20 protein-coding genes are annotated in these 21438 nt (G+C 48.2%); 5 read left to right on the forward strand and 15 right to left on the reverse strand.

Annotated features, from left to right (window positions below):
• Nucleotides 1-9: 9 nt before the first annotated feature.
• From nqrE to Q0698_RS07865, 6 genes are all read right to left on the reverse strand, one after another.
• Complete coding sequence (nqrE, locus tag Q0698_RS07840; protein ID WP_121876314.1) at nucleotides 10-627, reverse strand: NADH:ubiquinone reductase (Na(+)-transporting) subunit E; 618 nt, start codon at nucleotides 625-627, stop codon at nucleotides 10-12.
• Nucleotides 628-630: 3 nt separating this feature from the next.
• Entirely contained in the window at nucleotides 631-1293 is a 663-nt protein-coding gene (locus Q0698_RS07845; protein WP_366140311.1) for an NADH:ubiquinone reductase (Na(+)-transporting) subunit D, read from the reverse strand.
• Between the two features lie 2 nt (nucleotides 1294-1295).
• Complete coding sequence (locus Q0698_RS07850; protein WP_298635461.1) at nucleotides 1296-2051, reverse strand: Na(+)-translocating NADH-quinone reductase subunit C; 756 nt, start codon at nucleotides 2049-2051, stop codon at nucleotides 1296-1298.
• Nucleotides 2044-3231, reverse strand: a complete 1188-nt coding sequence (locus Q0698_RS07855; RefSeq protein ID WP_298635463.1) for an NADH:ubiquinone reductase (Na(+)-transporting) subunit B — start codon at nucleotides 3229-3231, stop codon at nucleotides 2044-2046. The genes Q0698_RS07850 and Q0698_RS07855 overlap by 8 nt, the downstream gene beginning before the upstream one ends.
• A gap of 3 nt (nucleotides 3232-3234) precedes the next feature.
• Complete coding sequence (locus tag Q0698_RS07860) at nucleotides 3235-4563, reverse strand: Na(+)-translocating NADH-quinone reductase subunit A (protein WP_298635465.1); 1329 nt, start codon at nucleotides 4561-4563, stop codon at nucleotides 3235-3237.
• A gap of 199 nt (nucleotides 4564-4762) precedes the next feature.
• Nucleotides 4763-6220 carry a glyceraldehyde-3-phosphate dehydrogenase gene (locus Q0698_RS07865; protein ID WP_298635467.1) on the reverse strand — a complete coding sequence of 486 codons (1458 nt, stop codon included), beginning with the start codon at nucleotides 6218-6220 and terminating at the stop codon, nucleotides 4763-4765.
• 167 nt (nucleotides 6221-6387) lie between these two features.
• Between Q0698_RS07865 and mfd the strand changes: the two genes are divergently transcribed.
• Together mfd and Q0698_RS07875 are read left to right on the forward strand one after the other, a co-directional pair.
• A complete protein-coding gene (mfd, locus tag Q0698_RS07870; protein ID WP_298635468.1) occupies nucleotides 6388-9813 on the forward strand; it encodes a transcription-repair coupling factor in 3426 nt (1141 codons plus the stop codon).
• A 2-nt stretch (nucleotides 9814-9815) separates the two neighbouring features.
• Nucleotides 9816-11135 carry a CsiV family protein gene (locus Q0698_RS07875; RefSeq protein WP_298635470.1) on the forward strand — a complete coding sequence of 440 codons (1320 nt, stop codon included), beginning with the start codon at nucleotides 9816-9818 and terminating at the stop codon, nucleotides 11133-11135.
• A 100-nt stretch (nucleotides 11136-11235) separates the two neighbouring features.
• On the opposite strand, the gene Q0698_RS07880 is transcribed toward Q0698_RS07875, so the two are convergent.
• The 3 genes from Q0698_RS07880 to Q0698_RS07890 form a co-directional block, all read right to left on the reverse strand.
• Entirely contained in the window at nucleotides 11236-11445 is a 210-nt protein-coding gene (locus Q0698_RS07880) for a cold-shock protein (protein ID WP_121876306.1), read from the reverse strand.
• Nucleotides 11446-11726: 281 nt separating this feature from the next.
• On the reverse strand, nucleotides 11727-12272 hold the full coding sequence (locus Q0698_RS07885; protein ID WP_298635474.1) for a hypoxanthine-guanine phosphoribosyltransferase: 546 nt from the start codon (nucleotides 12270-12272) through the stop codon (nucleotides 11727-11729).
• 7 nt (nucleotides 12273-12279) lie between these two features.
• Nucleotides 12280-12909, reverse strand: coding sequence for a TetR/AcrR family transcriptional regulator (locus tag Q0698_RS07890; RefSeq protein ID WP_298635476.1), 630 nt, complete (start codon nucleotides 12907-12909; stop codon nucleotides 12280-12282).
• A gap of 150 nt (nucleotides 12910-13059) precedes the next feature.
• Here Q0698_RS07890 and lexA point away from each other — a divergent pair, with 150 nt between their 5' ends.
• Nucleotides 13060-13695: a transcriptional repressor LexA gene (gene lexA / locus Q0698_RS07895; protein WP_298635478.1), complete on the forward strand. Its 636-nt coding sequence runs from the start codon at nucleotides 13060-13062 to the stop codon at nucleotides 13693-13695.
• A 118-nt stretch (nucleotides 13696-13813) separates the two neighbouring features.
• Here the strand turns inward: lexA and Q0698_RS07900 are convergent, their stop codons facing one another.
• The 4 genes from Q0698_RS07900 to Q0698_RS07915 all read right to left on the reverse strand — a co-directional run bounded on the left by Q0698_RS07900 (nucleotide 13814) and on the right by Q0698_RS07915 (nucleotide 17715).
• On the reverse strand, nucleotides 13814-14068 hold the full coding sequence (locus tag Q0698_RS07900) for a hypothetical protein (RefSeq protein ID WP_298635479.1): 255 nt from the start codon (nucleotides 14066-14068) through the stop codon (nucleotides 13814-13816).
• A gap of 74 nt (nucleotides 14069-14142) precedes the next feature.
• A complete protein-coding gene (locus Q0698_RS07905; protein ID WP_298635481.1) occupies nucleotides 14143-14541 on the reverse strand; it encodes a hypothetical protein in 399 nt (132 codons plus the stop codon).
• Entirely contained in the window at nucleotides 14542-17184 is a 2643-nt protein-coding gene (gene topA / locus Q0698_RS07910; RefSeq protein WP_298635483.1) for a type I DNA topoisomerase, read from the reverse strand. It lies immediately after the preceding gene.
• Between the two features lie 78 nt (nucleotides 17185-17262).
• On the reverse strand, nucleotides 17263-17715 hold the full coding sequence (locus tag Q0698_RS07915; protein WP_298635485.1) for a hypothetical protein: 453 nt from the start codon (nucleotides 17713-17715) through the stop codon (nucleotides 17263-17265).
• Between the two features lie 83 nt (nucleotides 17716-17798).
• On the opposite strand from Q0698_RS07915, the gene Q0698_RS07920 reads away from it, so the two are divergent.
• Together Q0698_RS07920 and Q0698_RS07925 are read left to right on the forward strand one after the other, a co-directional pair.
• Nucleotides 17799-18233, forward strand: coding sequence for a universal stress protein (locus Q0698_RS07920; protein ID WP_298635487.1), 435 nt, complete (start codon nucleotides 17799-17801; stop codon nucleotides 18231-18233).
• A gap of 12 nt (nucleotides 18234-18245) precedes the next feature.
• Entirely contained in the window at nucleotides 18246-19046 is an 801-nt protein-coding gene (locus Q0698_RS07925; protein ID WP_298635489.1) for a TatD family hydrolase, read from the forward strand.
• Here Q0698_RS07925 and Q0698_RS07930 read toward each other — a convergent pair.
• Both Q0698_RS07930 and rlmKL read right to left on the reverse strand, forming a co-directional pair.
• Nucleotides 19030-19263, reverse strand: a complete 234-nt coding sequence (locus Q0698_RS07930) for a glutaredoxin family protein (RefSeq protein ID WP_298635491.1) — start codon at nucleotides 19261-19263, stop codon at nucleotides 19030-19032. The genes Q0698_RS07925 and Q0698_RS07930 overlap by 17 nt on opposite strands.
• A complete protein-coding gene (gene rlmKL / locus Q0698_RS07935; protein ID WP_298635493.1) occupies nucleotides 19256-21409 on the reverse strand; it encodes a bifunctional 23S rRNA (guanine(2069)-N(7))-methyltransferase RlmK/23S rRNA (guanine(2445)-N(2))-methyltransferase RlmL in 2154 nt (717 codons plus the stop codon). The genes Q0698_RS07930 and rlmKL overlap by 8 nt, the downstream gene beginning before the upstream one ends.
• Nucleotides 21410-21438: the final 29 nt, after the last annotated feature.

Genomic DNA, 21438 nt, shown 5'->3' on the forward strand with positions numbered 1-21438 from the left:
TCCTACCCCTTAAAGCTGGATACCACCGAACGACATGAAGCCAAGCGACATCAAGCCAACGGTAATAAATGTGATACCCAAACCGCGTAAACCATCTGGTACATCACTGTACTTGAGCTTCTCACGAATACCAGCCAATACAACAATCGCAATTGCCCAACCAACACCGGCGCCGGCACCGTAGACAATTGACTCACTGAATGAGTAGCTACGCTCAACCATTAACAGTGTTGCACCCAAAATTGCACAGTTCACTGTGATCAATGGGAGGAATACACCCAATGCGTTGTAAAGCGAAGGTACGTACTTATCTAGGAACATTTCCATGATCTGTACCAACGCGGCAATAACGCCGATGTAGCTCAATAGGCCAAGAAACGCTAGGTCAACCTCTTCCATACCTTCGATACCAGTCCAGGTTAGTGCGCCCGGAGCAAGAAGATTGGTGTAGATCAGATTGTTAACTGGGACAGTTACCACGAGTACCACGACAACGGCGATACCCAGACCAATAGCGGCTTCAATCTTCTTAGAAACGGCAAGGAAGGTACACATTCCGAGGAATGCGGCCAACGCCATGTTCTCAATGAAGATAGACTTAATAAAAATACTTAGAAACTGTTCCATCGATTAACCCTCGGCCGTGCGCGAGTTCGGCGCAATGACGAAATCAGGCGTCTCAATCTGCTCACGCTTGTAACTACGCAATGCCCAGATGAAAAGACCAATGATGAAGAAGGAGCTAGGTGGCAATAGCATCAAGCCGTTTGGCTCGTACCAACCGCCTTCTGAGATCGGCTGAAGAACGGTGTAACCAAACAACTTACCAGCACCCAAAAGCTCGCGGAAGAAGCCAACTACGAATAGGACTAGACCGTAGCCTAAACCGTTACCGATACCGTCCCAAAAAGACGCCTTCGGACCGTTCTTCATAGCGTACGCTTCAGCACGACCCAGAACAATACAATTGGTGATAATCAAACCAACGAATACCGATAGCTGCTTAGAAATTTCATAGGCATAAGCCTTTAAAACCTGGTCAACCACAATTACCAATGACGCAATAATCGTCATCTGAACAATCAATCGGATACTGCTAGGAATCTGATTACGCAACAAGCTGATAATGAGGTTTGATAAACCACAAACTACCACTACCGCGATAGTCATCACCATAGCAACCTGCATACTACTTGTTACAGCTAGTGCCGAACATACACCAAGAATTTGCAGCGCAATCGGGTTGTTATCCGCAATAGGCTTAGTCAATACATCTTTGACTGAATCACTCATAATTAAGCATCTCCCGCCTTAAGGTTTTGTAGGAACGCGAAATAACCGTTCTCACCCAACCAGTACTCGATGGTGCCATCGATACCGTTAGTAGTAAGTGTAGCGCCCGAAAGACCGTCAATTTGGCCTTCGCCGGCCTGACCTGCTTTCGTGACACTCAACTGCAATTCGTTATCGCTGTTGTAAAGTGTCTTACCTGGCCACTGAGCTTTCCAACGTGGATTGTCAACTTCACCACCAAGCCCAGGCGTCTCGCCATGCTCGTAGAAGGTGAATCCAGCAATGGTGTTGAAATCATTCTCAAGCGCCAAGAAACCCCACATGGTAGACCAAAGGCCTTTACCACGAACAGGCAATACGATACGGCTGATGTCGCCATTCTCATCGGAGAAAATGTAGACCCGAGTTAGATTTTCACGACGACCGATACCGGCAGCATCATCTGCTCGTTCGATAACCACTGATTGCTCATTATCCTTCAAGACTTTGTTCAAGTCGTAGCCAACAGGCGCTTCAGTGAAAGTACCTTCGTTGATATCAACGAAGCGTTCTTCAACTGAACCCCACTGCTCTGCAACGGTCTTTGAGTCATCGTAGGCGTCCGCAGCAAGTAATACGTTACGCTGAAGGTTTTCCTGCGCGTTGGTCTCTTGAAGTGGCTTTAACACAACAGCGGCTGCTGCTACAAAAATACCACAGACTAAACACAACAGGATGGCGACGATAAACGTACGCGCCGTGCTCTCTTTATTAGCCACGTGCTAACCTCCGCTTGATATTCGCTTGAACCACAAAGTGGTCGAAGATAGGTGCAAACAAGTTGGCAAAAAGAATCGCTAACATCATGCCCTCTGGGAACGCAGGATTCACAACACGAATCAATACCACCATGAAGCCGATCAGGGCGCCGTAGAAGAAACGACCTCGATTGGTCATCGCCGCTGATACTGGATCAGTTGCCATGAAGACCATACCGAAGGCAAAGCCGCCAATAACAAGGTGCCAAGCTGGCGTCATTGCAAACATTGGATTGGTTTCAGAACCAATGATGTTAAACAAGGTAGCGGTTGCAGCCATGCCTAGTAACACACCCAACATGATTCGCCATGAAGCGATACGGGTAGTGAGAAGCACACAGGCGCCAATAAGAATCGCTAGTGTTGATGTTTCACCCATTGAGCCTTGGATATTACCCAGGAAGGCATCCATCCAAGTCACGCTGTTCTGCATCACTTCCATGCCTTGAGCAGCAGCCATAGACAGTGCCGTAGCACCGGTGTAGCCATCAACTACCCAAACCGCATCACCTGACATAGCTGCAGGGTAAGCGAAGAAAAGGAATGCACGACCTGTGAGTGCAGGGTTGAGGAAGTTCTTACCGGTACCACCGAAAACTTCTTTACCTACGACAACACCGAACGAGATGCCCAGCGCAACCATCCAAAGAGGGATCGTGGCGGGAAGCGTTAGTGCGAATAGGATAGAAGTAACGAAGAAACCTTCGTTAACTTCATGACCGCGAACCATCGCGAACATCACTTCCCAGAAACCACCAACGATGAATACCGTTAGATAAACTGGTAAGAAGTAGAGTGCGCCGTGATAGAGGTTGGCCCAGAAGCTAGCCGAATTAATCATCGACTCGCCAAGTAAGGCTCCACGCCAGCCTTCAATGCCCGTCGCACCCATTGCTTCGAGTGCAGTATTAGCTTGAAAACCCGTGTTATACATTGCCCAAAACATGCATGGTAATGCTGCGAACCACACCATGATCATGATGCGCTTCAGATCGATACCGTCGCGCACATGCGCGGTAGTTTTGGTTCGATCATTTGGCTGGTAAAGGAAGGTATCTACCGCTTCGTAAAGCGCGTACCACTTTTCCCACTTACCGCCGGTGTGGAAATGAGGTTCTAAATTATCGAGAATCTTACGCATGGCTTAACCCTCCTTCTCAATCGTTGTCAGATTGTCGCGGAGCATTGGACCAATCTCGTGTTTACCTGGGCAAACAAAAGTTAGCAGCGCTACGTCTTCTTCATCAAGCTCTAGGCAGCCAAGCTGCTGAGCCGCTTCAGTGTCTTTAACCACTAATGAACGGATCAACTGAGTTGGAAGAATATCTAGAGGCATGACGCGCTCGTAGTTGCCGATTGGTACAATTGCACGTTCCGAACCGTTACAACTGGTGGTCATGTCGTACAATTTATTGAATAGGCTTGATAAATATACGGGGGTCGTCGAGAAACGGTTTGCTCCAAGACCTGCGTAATGCAGCATCGGACGCTCGTAACCTTCAAGTAATACAGTCACTTGGTTGTCGTAGCGACCCAAGAAAGACGTTGTACCCTCGGCAGTACGGCCACCAAGAACCGAACCTGAAACGAGTCGATTAACACCCTCTTTAAGCTCACCAGCCGTTAGCTGATCCAAGCTGGCGCCCAAGATAGTGCGAACCAAGCGAGGCTGATTTACCTGCGGTCCAGCTAAGGCGATAACACGGCTAGCATCAAGTTTACCTGTCGCGAAGAGCTTACCGAACGCAATGACGTCCTGGTAGCCGATAGACCAGACGGTCTTGGATGCGGTAACCGGATCAAGGTGATGGATATGGGTGCCAGCTAAACCAGCTGGATGCTTACCACCGAAACGGGCGATTTCAATCTGTGCCGTTTCTTTCGCTAAGTTTTCGTCGTCATTCTGACACACGTAAACTCGACCTTTAGTTAGTTTTTCAAGAGCACTAAGACCCAGCGCGAAATCAGCTTTCTGCTCCGCAATAACGATCCGCGGATCCGCTGCAAGCGGATTGGTATCCATTGCAGTGACGAAGATTGAGTTTGGCTGAGAACCCAGCGCAGGGACCTTTGAGTATGGACGCGTTCTAAACGCAGTCCAAAGGCCAGAAGCAACCAGCTTCTCTTCAAGTGTTTCGCGGGTAGCTGCCGCTACGTCGACAACACCAAAGTCGACGGCCTCGTCGCCCTCAACTTCAATAACTAAAGATTCGAATACACGACGAGCACCGCGGTTTACCGCGGTAACTTTACCAGAAGCCGGCGCAGTGAATACTACACCTTCATTCTTCTTGTCTGAGAAGACTACCTGACCGCGTTTGACGATATCGCCTTCACGCACTGCCATAGTAGGCTTCATGCCGTTGTAATCAAACCCGACTAAAGCAACGGTGTGAATTGGATTCACTTCACCAATTGCTTGCTCTGGCGAACCTGAGATCGGAAGATCGAGGCCCCGGCGGATTTTTATCATACGTCTCTGCCCAAATAATGAAAGTTCATTGTGACAACCAAAATACTAGCTGAAAAATCAGCTAATACCTTACAAAGCAAAGCCGAGACTAGCATAAAGCTACCTCGACTTTGTAAAATTTCAGCGGCATTGTAAAAGCACTGAGGAGATTTATCCAGTGGAAATCCCCAAATTCACGAAGACGCCATACTCAATGACTTTAGTCTTGACGCGGAATGATGTCGTACTTCACGCCAGCGAGACGCTCAACGATGCGCTGAACCTGGCACGAATAACCAAATTCATTGTCATACCAGCAGTAGAGAACCGCGTGACGACCATTAACGATAGTAGCCTTAGCGTCAAAAATACAGGCTGTGCGTGAGCCAACGAAATCCGAAGAAACCACGTCAGGAGAATCGGTAAAATCAATCTGTTTACGCAGTGATGAATGTAGCGAAATACGACGCATAAATTCATTCAACTCTTCTTTCGTAGTTTCCTTTTCAAGCGTCAAATTCAAGATCGCCATCGATACATTCGGGGTTGGGACGCGAATCGCATTACCAGTTAGCTTACCTGCAAGCTCAGGCAAAGCTTTAGCAACAGCCTTAGCAGCACCGGTTTCCGTCAATACCATATTCAATGGCGCAGCACGTCCACGACGCTCAGCACTGTGGAAGTTGTCAATTAAATTCTGATCATTGGTGAAAGCGTGAACCGTTTCAACGTGTCCATTTTCAACGCCATACTCATCCATCATTACGCTCAATACCGGCGTGATGGCATTGGTAGTACAGGATGCTGCCGAGACGATGGTGTCCGAAGGCTGAATTGCTTCGTGGTTAATACCGAACACGATATTCTTGATATCGCCTTTTCCTGGCGCGGTAAGAAGGACTTGAGAGATCCCCTTGCTCTTGAGGTGCAAACCTAAGCCCGCTTCGTCACGCCACTTACCGGTGTTATCAACCAAAATGGCGTTATCGATGCCGTATGAGTTGTAGTCGATGTCGTCCGGAGCATTCGCGTAGATGAATTGAATTGGGTTACCGTTACAAATTAGACGGTTATTTTCTTCGTCGATACGAATGGTACCCTTGAAGCCACCATGAACTGAGTCGCGACGAAGCAGTGAAGCACGTTTAATCAGATCACCTTCGCCACCGGGACGAACGACTACTGCCTTAAGACGCAGTACATCACCACCACCGGTCTTCTCAATAAGCAAGCGCGCCATAAGACGACCAATTCGACCAAAGCCATACAGAACTACATCACGAGAGTCATCAATCGGCTTTTTACTTGAATTCAAGCTGACATCAAGATGTGACTGAACATACTCTTCTAAGGTAGCGCCGGTGTTATCGTTCATAAAGCCAACGGCTAAACGACCGACATCGATGTGTGAGTAGCTAAGATCAAGCTTCGCTAGCATGCTAATAATTGGAAAGGTGTCAAACTCAGACAGTTCATTATGTTCAATCTGGCGAACAAAACGATGCGCCTTCATAATATCGATCACTGACTTATTCACTAGCGCTCGGCCGTATATGTAACAAGAGACATTGTTTTCACGATACATCTTGCCAACAAGGGGGATCATTCCCTCTGCTAGCGCTTCGCGCGCTTTCCAATCTTGAAAGTAATCACTTGGTACAGGGCGATTTTGCGTCATGGGAACACCTTATTGGTTAATTAGTGTGTGGAGTATTCTGTTGCTAATTATGCGCTTCCACGCCAGTTTCATTCAACAATATAGCCATTTATTTGACTTATGCTTAGTTTGTAAAAGTGGTAAACTTGCTATGGTCTTTTACTACCAAATTTTCAGGAAGCTCTACTATGCCCCCTAGCCTGCCGTTCGCTAACTCTCCGGCGCGAATATCCAAATGGCCTGATTTACATGGTGCTGGCGTAGCGCTCTCAATCCATGACTGGCAACAGTCTCAGCAGAAACTGCTCGTTGTTATCTGCGCCGAAGCATCCATGGCGCTGCAACTCACTGACGAGCTTAGCTATTTAGCAAAAGACCAATATTCGGTGATCAATTTTCCCGAGTGGGAAACACTGCCCTACGATCAGTTTTCACCTCACCAAGATATTATTTCCGATCGACTGAAGGCTATGAATGAGCTCCCTCGCCTAGATCAGGGGGTACTTATCATCCCTGCGGCAACGCTCAGTAATCGTCTCCCTCCGTGCGACTATGTTGAGTTGCGAGCGTTGAAACTCGCCAAAGGTCAAGATCTTGATGTCGCTCAACTACGCACTAAGTTAGGTCGTAGCGGTTACCAGAATGTAGAAATCGTTAGAGACCACGGCCAATACGCGTTTCGCGGCAGTCTCATTGATATCTTTCCAATGGGCACTGACGAGCCAGTCCGAATTGATCTATTTGATAACGAGATCGAAACACTGAAGTTCTTTGATGTTGATACTCAGCGGACCACCCAGACAGTTGAATCCATTGAATTACTGCCAGCCCAAGAGGTGCCGACTGATCGCAATCACCGACTTGCTTTTGAAGAAGCTTGGCATGAACAGTTTGACGTCGATTTTAATTCGGTACCCATGTACCAAGATATTATTAATGGGTTAACAACCCCGGGCATCGAATATTTTCTTAGCCTGTTTTTCGACGAAACCACTTCAATTCTGGATTACTGCCCTGCCGACAGTCACCTGTTCTTAGTTGGTGACATTAGTAGCTCTTTAGATCGCCACTGGCGGGATATCAACAACCGCTACGAACAGTTCCGCGGCGATACTCAGCGCCCTATCCTTGCTCCGCATTTAGCCTTCCACCCAGTGGATCGAAGTATGGCAAGGATCAAAGCCTTTGCCCGGTATCAATTCACCATCGACAATCGAAATCCAATACGCGACCTAGGCGTGACGATTGATGGACGCCGCGAGCAACCCCTAGAGGTACTCAAAGCTCACTTAGCGAAACAATCAAAGCCTGTTGTCATTAGTGTCGATTCGTTAGGTCGCCGTGAATTGCTCGACGAGCAACTGCGCAAAGCACAGATCAAAGTAGAACTCCTAGCGCACTGGGACGACCTTGCCGACCATAAAACACCGAAATGCTATCTCTTGGCATCACCCTTCTACGAAGGTTCCATTTCCCAGAATGGCATTCAGATCTTTACCGACGCCGAACTCTACGGTCTCCAGGTTCGCCAAACCCGACGTCGAAATGAAGCGGTCAGCGATGACAGCCTAATTATTCGTGACCTCAGTCAATTGGAGATGGGCGACCCTGTTGTTCATATTGAGCATGGTATTGGACGCTATCGCGGTTTAGAAAACCTGACTATTGACGGTGAGAAAATCGAGTTTGTTGTTGTAGAGTATGCGGGCGAATCTACGCTCTATATTCCCGTCGCAAGTCTCCACGTGCTCAGCCGGTACTCGGGTTCGGACCCGGATTCTGCGCCGCTTCATCGTCTGGGCAGCGAAACTTGGAGCAATGCCAAACAGAAGGCGGCTGAGAAAGCGCGTGACGCTGCGGTCGAGTTGCTAGATATTTATGCTCGGCGTGAAGCCAAGAAGGGCTTTGCCTTTCCGGATCCAGGTCCCGCACTGGCGCAGTTCTCAGCATCCTTTCCGTTCGAAGAAACACCCGACCAAGAAAAGACAATTAATGCGGTGGTGGCCGATATGATGGCTCCTAGAGCCATGGATCGACTCGTCGGTGGCGACGTAGGTTTCGGCAAGACGGAAGTCGCAATGCGCGCGGCATTCGTAGCCGTTCACGCCGCTAAGCAGGTTGCCGTGCTTGTACCCACAACACTTCTGGCACAGCAACACTATGATAATTTCCTTGATCGATTTAAAGATTGGCCCGTTCGAATTGAGGTCATCTCGCGTTTCAAAAGTGATAAAGCGATTAACGAAATCAATGCGGCGCTGTCCGAAGGTAAAGTCGACATTCTTATCGGCACCCACAAATTACTTCAATCGTCACTTAAGTTCGACGACCTTGGGCTATTGATTATCGATGAAGAGCATCGTTTTGGCGTCCGACAAAAGGAACGAATAAAGTCTCTTCGTGCTGAGGTAGATATCCTCACCATGACCGCTACACCAATTCCACGAACCTTAAATCTCGCGATGAACGGCATGCGAGACCTATCGATCATCGCCACGCCACCGGCTAAGCGTTTGAAGATCAATACCTTTGTCCGCGAGAATGATGACAACTTGATCAAAGAAGCCGTTTTACGGGAAATTCTCCGTGGCGGCCAGGTTTACTTCCTCCACAACGAAGTCACTACCATTGAACGTACCGCGGAAGAAATCCAAGCGCTAGTTCCCGAGGCCCGCATAGGAATTGGTCACGGCCAAATGCGCGAGCGCGAGCTCGAACGTGTTATGTCTGACTTCTACCACCGCCGTACTAACGTCTTGGTGTGCACTACCATTATCGAAACTGGGATCGATATACCTAATGCCAACACCATCATCATCCACCGAGCCGATAAATTCGGTATCGCGCAGCTTCATCAGCTTCGCGGGCGAGTGGGTAGGTCGCACCATCAGGCCTATGCCTATCTTCTTACCCCACCCTACAAAGGATTGAAGAAAGACGCCAAGAAGCGACTTGACGCCATCTCGACGACCGGCGAATTAGGCGCTGGATTTACGCTCGCCACCCACGATTTGGAGATTCGTGGTGCTGGAGAGCTCCTGGGCGATCAACAAAGTGGCCAGATTCACTCAGTGGGCTTCAGCCTCTATATTGATATGCTCGAACAGGCAGTAGCTGATATCAAAGCGGGAAGAACACCATCGGGCTTTGAAGGCCTTCAAACTACGGGCGAAGTAGACCTGCAAATGCCCGCACTGATTCCCGATGACTATGTGGGTGATGTCAATGAGCGCCTGGTTCTGTATAAACGAATAAGTAACACCAAAACCCCCGCTGAGTTACGGCAATTGCAGATTGAGTTGATCGATCGCTTCGGACTATTGCCACAACCCACCAAACGCCTGTTTGACGTCAATGAAGTTCGGCAGCGCTGCCAAGACATCGGTATCAAGAAGCTAGTTTGCTCTTCAACCGGCGGTAAGGTCGTTTTCGCCGAAAATACTAAGGTTGAACCCTTGGAAATTGTTCAACTAGTACAACAGCAGTCACGAATTTTTAGTCTTCAGGGTGCCAACGAGCTACGCTTCGGGTTACCATTAGATGATCGCGAACAGCGGTTGGTGTGGGTAAACGACTTGATCGACCACCTTAGTAAAACAACACAGGCCTCATAATAATGCGTGCAAAAATCTGTCTCGTAGCACTGTTAAATGCTGCAATGTTAAGTCTACCTAGCTATGGTGCCGAAAACTGGTACCGAGTGGAACTACTCGTCTTCACACAAGGTAATCAGGCAGGAATTAACAATGAACGCTGGCCAGAGAACCCTCCTCTGAGTTACCCGCTCAATGCAATTCATCTCCAGCCCGCTGCAGAGGTTACTCAACAGCTACTCGCTGAGCGGCTGGAGAGTGCATGGAAGGCAACCGAGGCAAATGAAACCTCCACGGCGAACTCCGATTGGGATACAGCTTTGCAGCCCGCTACCGCACTCTTACCTGCCATGTCCAGCGATGAAGAGCGACTTTCACAGGCAGCTAGCTCTGGGCAGGATGGTGCCGCACTGTCTGCAAGCAGTCTCGAAGCAAACTCTGCGTTAGGGCTGGATCAGGAATCGATTCAAGCACTTACTCAAGAACCTCCGCAACAAAATACAGTACTTGCGATTGCCCCGTCAGTGCGGGACTGGGTGAGTCAGCTGTATGACCTATGGCGGCAAAACAATGAGTTAAGTCGCGACTTAGAGCTCGCTCAAAGCGAGACGGAAATTCTCGGTGACGAGACTTTATTGACAGCGCCTGCAGAGCCGAATAATGACATTCCTCAATGGCAATCAGAACTCGACGAAATAGCTCTGCTCGTCCAGCATTTTGCAGAGTACGTTCCGCTTAGTGAGGATATTTTTGAGTTTCCAGATTCGAGACTAACGGCAAATCGTTATCGAGTTCTTCATCACTCTGCATGGCACCAATACATCCCGCCGGCCTCCAACGGTGAATCATTGATTGTCCTCGGAGGCAGACAATTAGGTGATCACTTCGAACTAGAGGGTAGTATCCGACTTGACCGTCAACAGCGCTACGTTCACGCCGACATCAACCTTTGGATGAGTACATTCGAACTGGCACTGAGCGATGCGGAAGTTAATGAACATCTACCACCTATTCCACCCAAAAACATTATCGTAGATGATGTTGATCTGTCTCTGAGTGAAAACCTCGATGAATCAAGCCCATTCAATTTCAACGGAACTCAATCAATGCCTTCGGGCTTAGTCATTCCATCCCTCGACGAAAGCCCTGCGAACTCAGAGAATTGGGTATCAAAACAACACTTTAGCTTGAACACCGTTCAGCGAATGCGTTCGGGAGTACAGTATTATGTTGATCATCCTGGATTTGGCGTAATCATAAAACTGACACGCTATGAAGATCGCCAAGAACTTATGGACTTATTGCTTCCTACACTGGTTAGTGACAGCGAATTAAATGACTAAGACGTAATACACGCTCTCGAATAGTAAAAGGCCGAACTGACACATGTCAGCACGGCCTTTTAATTTATTGGCTTGCGCCACGTAGCGTCGATTTTCTCAACTAAACAGGGACTACCTGTTCGGCTTGAAGACCTTTATCACCGGTCACCATGTCGTATTCAACCTGTTGACCTTCATCGAGAGTTTTATAGCCTTCGCCTTGAATAGAGCGGTAGTGGACGAATACGTCCTCCCCGTCAGCACGCTGAATAAAGCCAAAACCACGAGCATTATTGAACCACTTTACAGTGCCGATTTCACGAGCATCCATTTTTACAACCTCATCTTATTATTTTTATTTCGAGTTATGGTTAGCAAACTAAGTTAGCTAGTTATAATAATTTATTGCGAGCGAGACGTTGTCAAGTCAAATTCAACTTAGACTCAATGGATGGCCCCGAGTGAGGACCCGTTTTGCCTACAAATTAAATTAAAAACAGAGAGTAGAAAGGACGGCTAGTAACACTCACAAAGTCCCGTGCTTACAAGTTCGGCAAACAGATTTGACGGCCTTAATTTCATACCGACCGCGTTGTTAGGAGCAAATTAGGATCACTCCTTCGACAGCGCGAATATTCCTGGAGCGTTGCGCCACAGGCCTTTGTAATCCATGCCGAAGCCAAATACAAAACGGTCACCAACCTCGAGAGCGTGGTAATCGCAAGGTACCGATGCCTTCCGAGGGTGATTCTTAAGGAGTAATACCGCTGAAGTAACGCTGTTAGCGCCCCGCTCCAGGCAGTACGAGTTAATTTCTCCCAACGTTAGACCTACGTCATGAATATCATCCACGATCAACACATCGCGACCAATGAGTGATATTTGCGGTTGAACTAACCAACGCACCTTCTCGCCCGTCATCTTACCCTGGTAACGAGTCGCGTGAATGTAATCCAACTCTAACGGAAAACTCAATTGCGGTAAAAGATGTCCCGCGACAATGGCACCGCCTGTCATCACCACAAGCACGACAGGCTGTTTGTCTGTGAAGTCCCTATTCAATGCCGCTGCAAGACGCTCAATTGCCCCACAAACGGTTTGATGGTCAAAGAGGCACTCTGCCTGCCCCATCAAGTCTACTGCTTCAGACGCCGCCATAATTTGCCTACTCTGCTACGTGAGGATTTAAAATAGCTAAAGCTGTGGGGATAAACAAGTCGAGTAGCTCATTAGTGCTTATGCGGGAGTGATATTGCGCGTCTGCTATGGCATCCAGCGTATCAAACTCGGCTAGCGAGAACATCGCCGCACCCATTAGAAATTGTAACTGCCAATAGAACTTCAACTTCGAGCTCTCTTGGAGATTCTGCCCCGCTAAGTGTTGAATCATTCGCCGGTAGTCTTCATTGTAATGATCCTTAATGAAGCGCCTTAAATGCCCCTGTTGTTGAGCATAGGCATGACGTAACAACATCATAAATCGACGCGCTCGAGAAACGTTCAGATCGGTGCCAAGCATCGCAATAATTGCAGCCTCAATAGCCTGTCGTTGTGACACCTCAGAATCTGCTACTGAAAGTGATGATATTTGCGTGTTATAGCCAGAATAGAAATCCTCAAGATAGCGGTTAAACACCGCTTGAATGAGGTTCTTCTTTGAACCGAAGTGGTAGTTAACCGACGCAATATTGACTTCCGCTGCAGAGGTGATTGCTCGTAACGAAGTCTCATTAAAACCCTGTTCAGCAAAAAGTCGTTCTGCCTGATCCAAAATACGAAGTGATGTGGTACTCATAATGCTCCCTAACTAATAATTCAAACATACGTTTGAATTATTAGTTCGTCAAGATCACAGCACCACTATAAAACAACTTTTTACTAAGGTTGCAGCATCATCTAAACCTGTATATAGTTACAACACTGTATAAACAAACAGGCAAAGACAATGGTCAAACTTACCAAACGCCAACAAGATGTTCTTGATGTGTTAGCAAAGCATATTGCAGACACTGGTTTGCCGCCAACTCGTGCGGAAATTGCTGCAGAATTAGGCTTCAAATCTGCTAACGCCGCGGAAGAACATTTGAAAGCCTTGGCACGAAAAGGGGCAATTGAAAAAATTGCCGGGACGTCTCGCGGGCTCCGTATTCTTATTAATCCTGAACAGGCAAATATCGATCGTGCAGCGGCTAACGATAACCAACTGCCAATCGTTGGCAAAGTGGCAGCCGGTTCTCCTGTTTTAGCCATTGAGCACGTAGAAGCTCACTGCCCTGTTTCACCGGACTTCTTTCACCCCCGTGCAAACTACATGTTAAACGTTCAGGGTGATTCGATGATCGACATTGGCATTCACGATGGTGATTTATTGGCAGTACATCAAACGAAGAATATTCGAAATGGTGATATCGTTGTCGCGCGTATCGATGATGAAGTTACGGTAAAACGCTACGAAAAGATTAGTGCAGCGAAGGTACTACTTCATGCTGAGAACGAGGATTACTCGCCTATTGAAGTAGATTTAAGCTATCAGGACTTCGATATAGAGGGCATTAGCGTTGGGGTTATACGTCGCCATTAATAAACTAAATCGTGCGATTTAAACATAAAAAAGCCCGTCTCTTCGAACGGGCTTTTTTATGCGACGGTTGATTAATAACAACCGTTCGCTTTTAGTGCATAGCTAGTTTATTACACAGCTAGTGAAGCACCTGAGAATGCTGAAGCGGAAGTTCCTCTTCATAGCAACTCTGATGGCGATCAGCAGCTTCGGCAAAACCTGCTTCGAGCATTATGCGAACAAATTCCATTCGCTCGACACTTAAATTCTGGTCAATCTCAGGGCCAATCTCAATTTTGATTAGACATTCAGCATTGTCTGAATCATCACCGTGACGCTTAAGTGCTATGGTCCCTGAACTTAACTCAACCAGTTCAAATACTTCGTCGTCCATACGACCCCCTAATTATTATATTTTTCTATCTCTGTAGCAGTAAAATCCACTATAACATCATTAAGAAATCAATTTCACGCTTCAAATTGGAGATTTATTTGCAACTCGAGCTGTTCCAGAAAGACTGTGACGGATGACTCAATTTCTGATTCATCAACAGTATGAATACCGCGGTCTGAACCAATTAACTGGCTACTTGCAATGGTTGCAGGAGCAATCTTAAATAACTTTTGTAGCCATGAATTATTTTCATACTGCAAAACCACCAATGCTCCCAACTCAAACGGGAGTGCGCTGATATTTTCTTGGCGATCAAGCGCTGCGCGGGGTAGCTGATGGAGTGTTGCTAGCGCCCCTAGGAACCGATCCCAAAGAGGCCGATAGTCGAGCTTAGTCAGCTCTCCGTCATTCCGTGCACGTTGAAGAATATGGCGCAGAGCAAGTAATTCACGCTGCGCCTGGGCATAATCCATTTACTTTGCCTTTTTCTTCTTATCGCTAACGACCCAGCGTGATGCGTCTTCATCGAACTCTGCTCGCCATCCACTTGGCTTGCCATTGACTTCACTCTGCACATAGTGAGACTTGGTTTTGCGGGAGAAACGTATCGTAACGGGTACGCCATCACCATCGACTACTGGCGCTGACCAAAAATGGTTGTATTTCGGGTCGATTTCATCGCGGTGCGAGATAATTTCTTTGAGTAACGGAGCTCGAGTTTCCCGGTTCTTAGGGAAACCACTTGCTGCTAAGAACATACCTGATGCGCCGTCACGTAATACATAAAAGTCATCAACCTTGTCACACTTGAGTTCAGGCATCGGCACTGGATCCATTTTCGGAGGCGCCACTTCGCCGTTCTTAAGAAGCTTACGGGTATTCTTACAGGATTCGTTAGAGCAGCCAAAATATTTGCCGAAACGACCGGTTTTAAGCTGCATTTCCGAGCTACACTTATCACATTCGATAGTGGGGCCGTCATAACCTTTAATTCTAAACGAACCAGTCTCAATCTCGTAGCCGTCGCAATCTGGATTGTTCCCGCAGACATGAAGCTTTCGCCCCTCATCGATTAGGTAGCTGTCCATCGTTGCGTTATCAATGCTACATCGGCGTTTACTCCGAATCAGCGCCGATTCTGCCTCCTCTGACCCATCTGAAGATACAACGTCGTCACCCGAAACTAGGTTAATCGTCGTCTTGCAGCGCTCTTTTGGCGGCAAATTATAGCCCGAACAACCAAGAAAGACACCGGTACTGCCGGTTCGAATCTGCATAGTCCGGCTACACGTAGGGCATTCGATACTCGTTGCCACCGGCTCATTGGCACGCATTCCACCCTCTTCATTCTCCGCCTGACTTAACTCGCCCTGGAACTGTTCATAGAACTCGTCAAGCACTTGCTTCCAATCAAGTTTGCCAAGCGCCACATCATCAAGACGTGACTCCATATCAGCAGTGAAGTTATAGTTCATCAACTCAGCGAACGATTCGGACAACCGCTCAGTGACAATGTCTCCCATCTTCTCAGCATAAAAACGTCGATTCTCAACGCGGGCATAACCTCGATCTTGAATGGTAGAAATAATTGCCGCGTAGGTAGAAGGTCGGCCAATGCCACGCTTCTCAAGTTCACGAACCAAGCTGGCCTCTGAATAGCGAGCTGGAGGGTTAGTGAAGTTCTGCTTCGCATCCACGTCTGCCAGTGCCAACGCATCGCCACTTTGCATATCCGGGAGCATAACGTCGTCGTCTTTCTTGCTCATCGCCGGTAATACTTTGGTATAACCATCGAACTCTACGATTCGACCCTTTAGAGAGAGTTCGTAAGCTGACACATTCACTTTAATACGGGTACTGGTGTAACGCGCTGGGGTCATCTGACACGCAACGAATTGACGCCAAATTAGCGCGTACAGTCTTCGCGCATCGGGCTCCATGGTATCAAGATGCTCTTCAAGCACTTCAATACTCGATGGGCGAATGGCTTCGTGTGCTTCCTGAGCGCCCTCCTTCGACCCATAGGTATTGGGTGTTTTAGGAAGGTAATTGTCGCCGAAGTTGTCACTAATTAGGGCGCGACAACTCTCTACTGCATCCTTACTCAAATTGGTCGAGTCGGTTCGCATGTAGGTAATGTAACCGGCTTCGTATAGTCGCTGAGCCAAGGTCATCGTCTTCTTTACCGAAAAGCTTAGTCGCGTTGAGGCTGCCTGCTGAAGTGTTGAAGTGATAAATGGCGCTGAAGGTTTCGAACTAGTTGGTCGATCCTCACGGGCACTAACCTTGTAATCGCTTGCCTCAAGCTTCGCCTTAACCTCGGCAGCTTCGGCGCCGCTAGTTGGCTTATAGTCTTTACCATCTTTCTTATTGAGGGCGAACTTAAAGGTATCGCCCTGATATTTTAAGAAGGCCGAAAGATCCCAAAATTCTTCCGGGACAAAGATCCGAATCTCTCGTTCACGTTCAACGAGGAGTTTGACCGCAACAGACTGGACTCGGCCTGCCGAGAGTCCTCGGGCGACCTTTTTCCAGAGCAGTGGTGAAACCATAAAGCCGACAACACGATCCAGAAAACGTCGTGCTTGCTGCGCATTCACTCTGTCGATATCAAGACGACCCGGCTCTTCGAAGGCCTCTTGAATCGCCGTCTTGGTGATTTCATTGAAGACTACGCGTTGATAACGCTCCGGATCGCCACCAATCGTCTCACGTAAATGCCAGGCAATGGCTTCCCCTTCTCTGTCCAAATCCGTTGCCAGATAAATCGTGTCAGCGTTTCGGGCTAGTTTCTGTAATTCTTCAACCACTTTCTCTTTGCGCGGTAGAATTTCGTATTGCGCGTCCCAACCATGATCAGGATCAATTCCCATTCTGCGTATAAGTTGATCATGCGCTTTCTTTTTCTGATACGCAGCCTTCGCGGCCGGTTTCATCTTTCGAGTCTTCGCGGCTTGTTTAGCTCGTTCAGCTGGGGTGGTTGTAGACGTGTTACCACTCGTTGGCAAATCACGAATGTGGCCAACGGAGGATTTCACGACAAACTTGGAACCCAAATATTTGTTGATCGTTTTCGCCTTAGCGGGCGACTCGACAATAACTAAAGACTTTCCCATATGTGGATTTGTTACCTAAATTTTTGAATAGTTAACTGTATTTATTCGTTACAGAACGGAATTTGGTCTTCTCTAACACTAGCCATCATTTTTTCTATTGTTAGCATTAATAGAAGCATTAAGGCAAGTTAGCAAGTCATCTAATAAATTTGTTACATCTTCATCCGAGCCGAATTCACGCCATTTTAGAATGATGCCGCGTTCGTAGGTAGCGAGTTCAATGAAGCGCTCGTCTTGATATAACGCCTTCTTTATATAGTCAATGACAGGTTCTGGAAGATTCAAAAAATCATCTCGGAAACGTTGGCGCCAACGCCATATTTTGAAGGTACGCTTATTATTATCTTGGTAGCGGTAGACCGTAACAAAGTCCTTTGTCCGTGAATCTCTCTCCATCGCTACATGCCAACGCTTAGTTAACGCTATTTGCCGCAGTCGCGACAACTGCTGCTCTCGCTTCGATGGTTTTATCATCGCGATGCCGCCTAAGACCAAACATACTGCGAAAAAGATAATTAGATAGATAGTCATGGGAGTTGTTAACTTAGTCGTTGCCTAATCATGGCTCTGTCTTATATCATGAAAACATTGCGAATGCGACCAAGGAGCCGCCCATGAGCCAATACAAAAAAGTATTAGTTGCACTAGATCTCACTGAATATTCCCCTGAGGTTGTAAAACGAGCAAAGGCACTTAGCAGCGAACTTGATGTAAGAATCACCTTAGCACATGTGGTCGAGCCACTGGCGTTAGCGTATGGCGGTGATATTCCGTTAGACATGAGTGATGTTCAGGAGCAAATAAAAGAACAAAGTGCGAAGCGCATAGCAGTGATTGCCAAGCGCTTTGAGATTCCTGACTACGATTGCCGCATCCTTATTGGTCAGCCGGAGGCAGAGATCCGTGCACTCGCAGACGAAATCGAAGCCGACTTGGTTGTCGTGGGATGTCACAGTCGAGCCGGCCTATCAATGCTCTTTGGCTCTACCGCCAACAGCATGCTCAACGGTGCCTCCTGTGACGTCTTAGCCGTTCGTGTCGGCGACTAACTGACAGCTAGTTTGACTCACAAACCTCAGTATACGGACGCTGGTGTAAACTGGCGTAACCCGCGGCTACAAAAGCGTCGTGAAGTGCTAATCGAACACGCTTTAGCAAACGGTGTCGATCGCTGGCTTTGTATCGCGACAGAACTCGCCGACTACGAGTTTATTCACGCCAACGGCCCCCAGAAAATTGATTGGCGAACCTCCTTTGGACTGCACCCCCACTATGCATCGAAGTCAGCGTTAGATGCCGTGCTTCGGGAGGCGGAGCGAATTTTAGCGGCGGATAGGAATATCTGTGCGATTGGTGAAACTGGCTTGGATTTCGCGCGGATGTTGCAGACTGAAGCGGATCAAGTTCGGGCCTTCGAAGCACAGCTCGAACTCGCAAAGCTTCATCAGCTCCCCGTCTATCTTCACCAACGCGAGGCACACAAGGTGTTCCAACAGTGCCTAGCCGACTTCGATATTTCTCAAGGCATCGCACACTGCTTTACCGAGGGACGCGCCGAGATGAGCAGTTATTTGGATCGTGGGTTATATATCGGCATTACCGGTTGGCTGTGCGACGAGCGACGCAACCAAGAGCTAGTCAAGGCCCTTGACTACCTCCCCCTTGATCGATTAATCATCGAGACTGACGCGCCCTATCTACTAGCCCGCGACCTCAGGCCTAAGCCGAAATCGGGGTGCGCGATGCCAAGTCATATTCCGCATCTCGCCGCTACCATTGCCCGACTAAAGCAGGTCTCCGTTGAAACGGTCCGCGAACAGTCCGAAGCCAATGTCACTTCGCTATTTAATTGGCAGCGATAAACGCTTTCAACTGATCCCCATCGAATGGCCAGTTCAGCTCATTGCCTCCCATCACAACCACCGGAATACGGACTCCGTAGGCCTCCATCAGTTCATCGTTTAAGGCGATATCAACTAATTTCAGAGTATACTCAGGCGCATAGTAGCGAATGAGCTCCAGCGCCTGTTCACAGAGGTGACAGTATTGGGTGTGCATCAGGCTGATGGTACTAGCCATGGCGGATTATCCAGCACTGATGGATCTTCGGATTACGCTTAAAATCAACGTCAATGGTCGATGCACTAATATTCTCGATCTGATAACGCTCAGCTAATCCAGGTTCAAGTTTGAACTTCCGATAGTTATTTGAGAAATAGAGTGTGCCATCCTTTGCCAACAAACGCATCGCGTCGTCAATCAACTTCTCATGATCCTTCTGCACATCGAACACATCACTCATACGCTTCGAGTTAGAGAAGGTTGGAGGATCGAGCATGATGATATCGTACTCGCCTGTGGCATTAGCCAGCCATTCAACACAATTTGCCTGCTCAAACTCATGCTGTGCAAGGGTTACGTAGTTGCGGCGAAAGCTATCTTTAGCCCAGTTTAGATAGGTTCGTGACATGTCTACGCTGGTCGTCTTGGCACCCGCCATGGCCGCGTGCAAAGAGGCGACGGCGGTATAGCAAAATAGATTCAAGAAGCGCTTAGATTTGGCCTCATTCATGATTCGTCTGCGCAGCGGACGATGATCCAAGAACAAACCCGTATCTAAGTAGGATGCCAATTCTACTTCGATAGAATGGCCAAACTCGTCCACAAAGAAACGTTTCGACTCGGGCGCTGATTCGTACTGAGAGGTGCCCTTTTGGCGACGTCGCTCCTTACTATTTAGTTCAGCTAGTGGCACATCAAACGCTGCGGAAATAGCCGTGAGTGCTATTTTAAAGCGAGCTGCGGCTTTGGCTTCAGGAATCGTGGACGGCGCTGCATACTCTTGGACATGAAGCTGATCGCCATATACGTCAATGGCAACACTGAATTCGGGCAGGTCCGCGTCATAGACGCGATAACAGCTAATGTGCTCTCGCTTTACCCAAGCTTTCAATTGTTTCTGGTTCTTTTTCAAACGGTTATAGAGCATTAACCCCTCTTCAGATAACCGTTCTCGTTCATAGATCGCGGTAGGCAACGGTTTACCATAACCCCGGCTATCTTCTGAACTCATATCGAAGCGAAGCAGAAAAGCTTCAATATCGCCGTTCTGATACTTATTGCGCTTTGGTGAGCGAAGCGGCATATGCTGGCAGAGATCTACGCGCGACGTAAATACACCAAAGGTCCTGACATTTGGCAACGCTGCAACCCGATTACCCAACTGCTGGTATAGGCCGGCTAGCTCGGTTTCCTCGCCAATACGCTCGCCATAAGGTGGATTCGTCAGCACTAAATCTGCCGTCCAATCGGGATCAATTTCATCGTTGATATCGTGCTTATGAATCTTAACAAAACGTCCAAGCGTAGCACCCGCCACTGCTCGCTGTGCAGCCTGAAGTGCCTTGTGAGAAAGATCTAAGCCAATCACATGACCTTCAAACGCAGCACGCCCCTGTTGATCTCGCGTCACAGCCTCGCGATAGATAGACTCCCAAATGCTATCGCTATGTCGATACCACTGTTCGAAACCAAATGATTCCCGATTTAACCCCGGCGCCATATCAGTTGCCATCATCGCCGCTTCAACCACGAAGGTGCCCGAACCGCACATGGGGTCAAGAAAAGATCCTCCCTCTGCGGCAATGACAGGCCAGCCGCTTTGATACAATAACGCTGCGGCTAAGGTCTCTCTAAGTGGCGCTAAGCCGCCGCCAGCGCGATAGCCTCGACGATGAAGCCCCCCACCCGACATATCTAACCCCACGGAAAATTTGTCCCGCTGTAAATGGCCATAAACGCGGATAGCAGGGTCTTCGGTGTCTACATTTGGCCGCTCACCAGTGGTATTTCGAATAACGTCGACGATCGCATCCTTAATCTTCAGCCCGCCAAAATTGGTATGGCGCAACCACTTATTCATACCACGAAAATCCACGGCAAAGCTGTGCTCTGGCCCTAGATGCGCTAGCCAGGGAATACTTGCCGCGACGTCGTAAAGCTCTTCAACATCGTTAACCCGCGCACTGGCCAATTGAAGCAACACTCTCGAAGCGACACGAGACCAAAGGCAAATACGATAGACCTCTTCAATACCACCCTCAAGGCTAACTTGACCAAGCGCCTGCGCTACCGAGGCCTCCGGCAGGATCTGCTGGATTTCATCCGCTAGATGGCGTTCAAGGCCACCGGCGCAGGTAACGATAAGTGTGTAGTTTGCCGACATGATGTAGTTCCTAATTTAGCGTCACTTTT

The organism is uncultured Umboniibacter sp. (assembly GCF_947497555.1).
Taxonomy (GTDB): domain Bacteria; phylum Pseudomonadota; class Gammaproteobacteria; order Pseudomonadales; family DSM-25080; genus Umboniibacter.

What these genes read in the sequence shown, in the direction of transcription:
- nqrE (WP_121876314.1), bottom strand. Translation starts at nt 627, where the DNA reads ATGGAACAGTTTCTAAGTATTTTTATTAAGTCTATCTTCATTGAGAAC.
- Q0698_RS07845 (WP_366140311.1), bottom strand. Translation starts at nt 1,293, where the DNA reads ATGAGTGATTCAGTCAAAGATGTATTGACTAAGCCTATTGCGGATAAC.
- Q0698_RS07855 (WP_298635463.1), bottom strand. Translation starts at nt 3,231, where the DNA reads ATGCGTAAGATTCTCGATAATTTAGAACCTCATTTCCACACCGGCGGT.
- Q0698_RS07860 (WP_298635465.1), bottom strand. Translation starts at nt 4,563, where the DNA reads ATGATAAAAATCCGCCGGGGCCTCGATCTTCCGATCTCAGGTTCGCCA.
- Q0698_RS07865 (WP_298635467.1), bottom strand. Translation starts at nt 6,220, where the DNA reads ATGACGCAAAATCGCCCTGTACCAAGTGATTACTTTCAAGATTGGAAA.
- mfd (WP_298635468.1), top strand. Translation starts at nt 6,388, where the DNA reads ATGCCCCCTAGCCTGCCGTTCGCTAACTCTCCGGCGCGAATATCCAAA.
- Q0698_RS07875 (WP_298635470.1), top strand. Translation starts at nt 9,816, where the DNA reads ATGCGTGCAAAAATCTGTCTCGTAGCACTGTTAAATGCTGCAATGTTA.
- Q0698_RS07880 (WP_121876306.1), bottom strand. Translation starts at nt 11,445, where the DNA reads ATGGATGCTCGTGAAATCGGCACTGTAAAGTGGTTCAATAATGCTCGT.
- Q0698_RS07885 (WP_298635474.1), bottom strand. Translation starts at nt 12,272, where the DNA reads ATGGCGGCGTCTGAAGCAGTAGACTTGATGGGGCAGGCAGAGTGCCTC.
- Q0698_RS07890 (WP_298635476.1), bottom strand. Translation starts at nt 12,909, where the DNA reads ATGAGTACCACATCACTTCGTATTTTGGATCAGGCAGAACGACTTTTT.
- lexA (WP_298635478.1), top strand. Translation starts at nt 13,060, where the DNA reads ATGGTCAAACTTACCAAACGCCAACAAGATGTTCTTGATGTGTTAGCA.
- Q0698_RS07900 (WP_298635479.1), bottom strand. Translation starts at nt 14,068, where the DNA reads ATGGACGACGAAGTATTTGAACTGGTTGAGTTAAGTTCAGGGACCATA.
- Q0698_RS07905 (WP_298635481.1), bottom strand. Translation starts at nt 14,541, where the DNA reads ATGGATTATGCCCAGGCGCAGCGTGAATTACTTGCTCTGCGCCATATT.
- topA (WP_298635483.1), bottom strand. Translation starts at nt 17,184, where the DNA reads ATGGGAAAGTCTTTAGTTATTGTCGAGTCGCCCGCTAAGGCGAAAACG.
- Q0698_RS07915 (WP_298635485.1), bottom strand. Translation starts at nt 17,715, where the DNA reads ATGACTATCTATCTAATTATCTTTTTCGCAGTATGTTTGGTCTTAGGC.
- Q0698_RS07920 (WP_298635487.1), top strand. Translation starts at nt 17,799, where the DNA reads ATGAGCCAATACAAAAAAGTATTAGTTGCACTAGATCTCACTGAATAT.
- Q0698_RS07930 (WP_298635491.1), bottom strand. Translation starts at nt 19,263, where the DNA reads ATGGCTAGTACCATCAGCCTGATGCACACCCAATACTGTCACCTCTGT.
- rlmKL (WP_298635493.1), bottom strand. Translation starts at nt 21,409, where the DNA reads ATGTCGGCAAACTACACACTTATCGTTACCTGCGCCGGTGGCCTTGAA.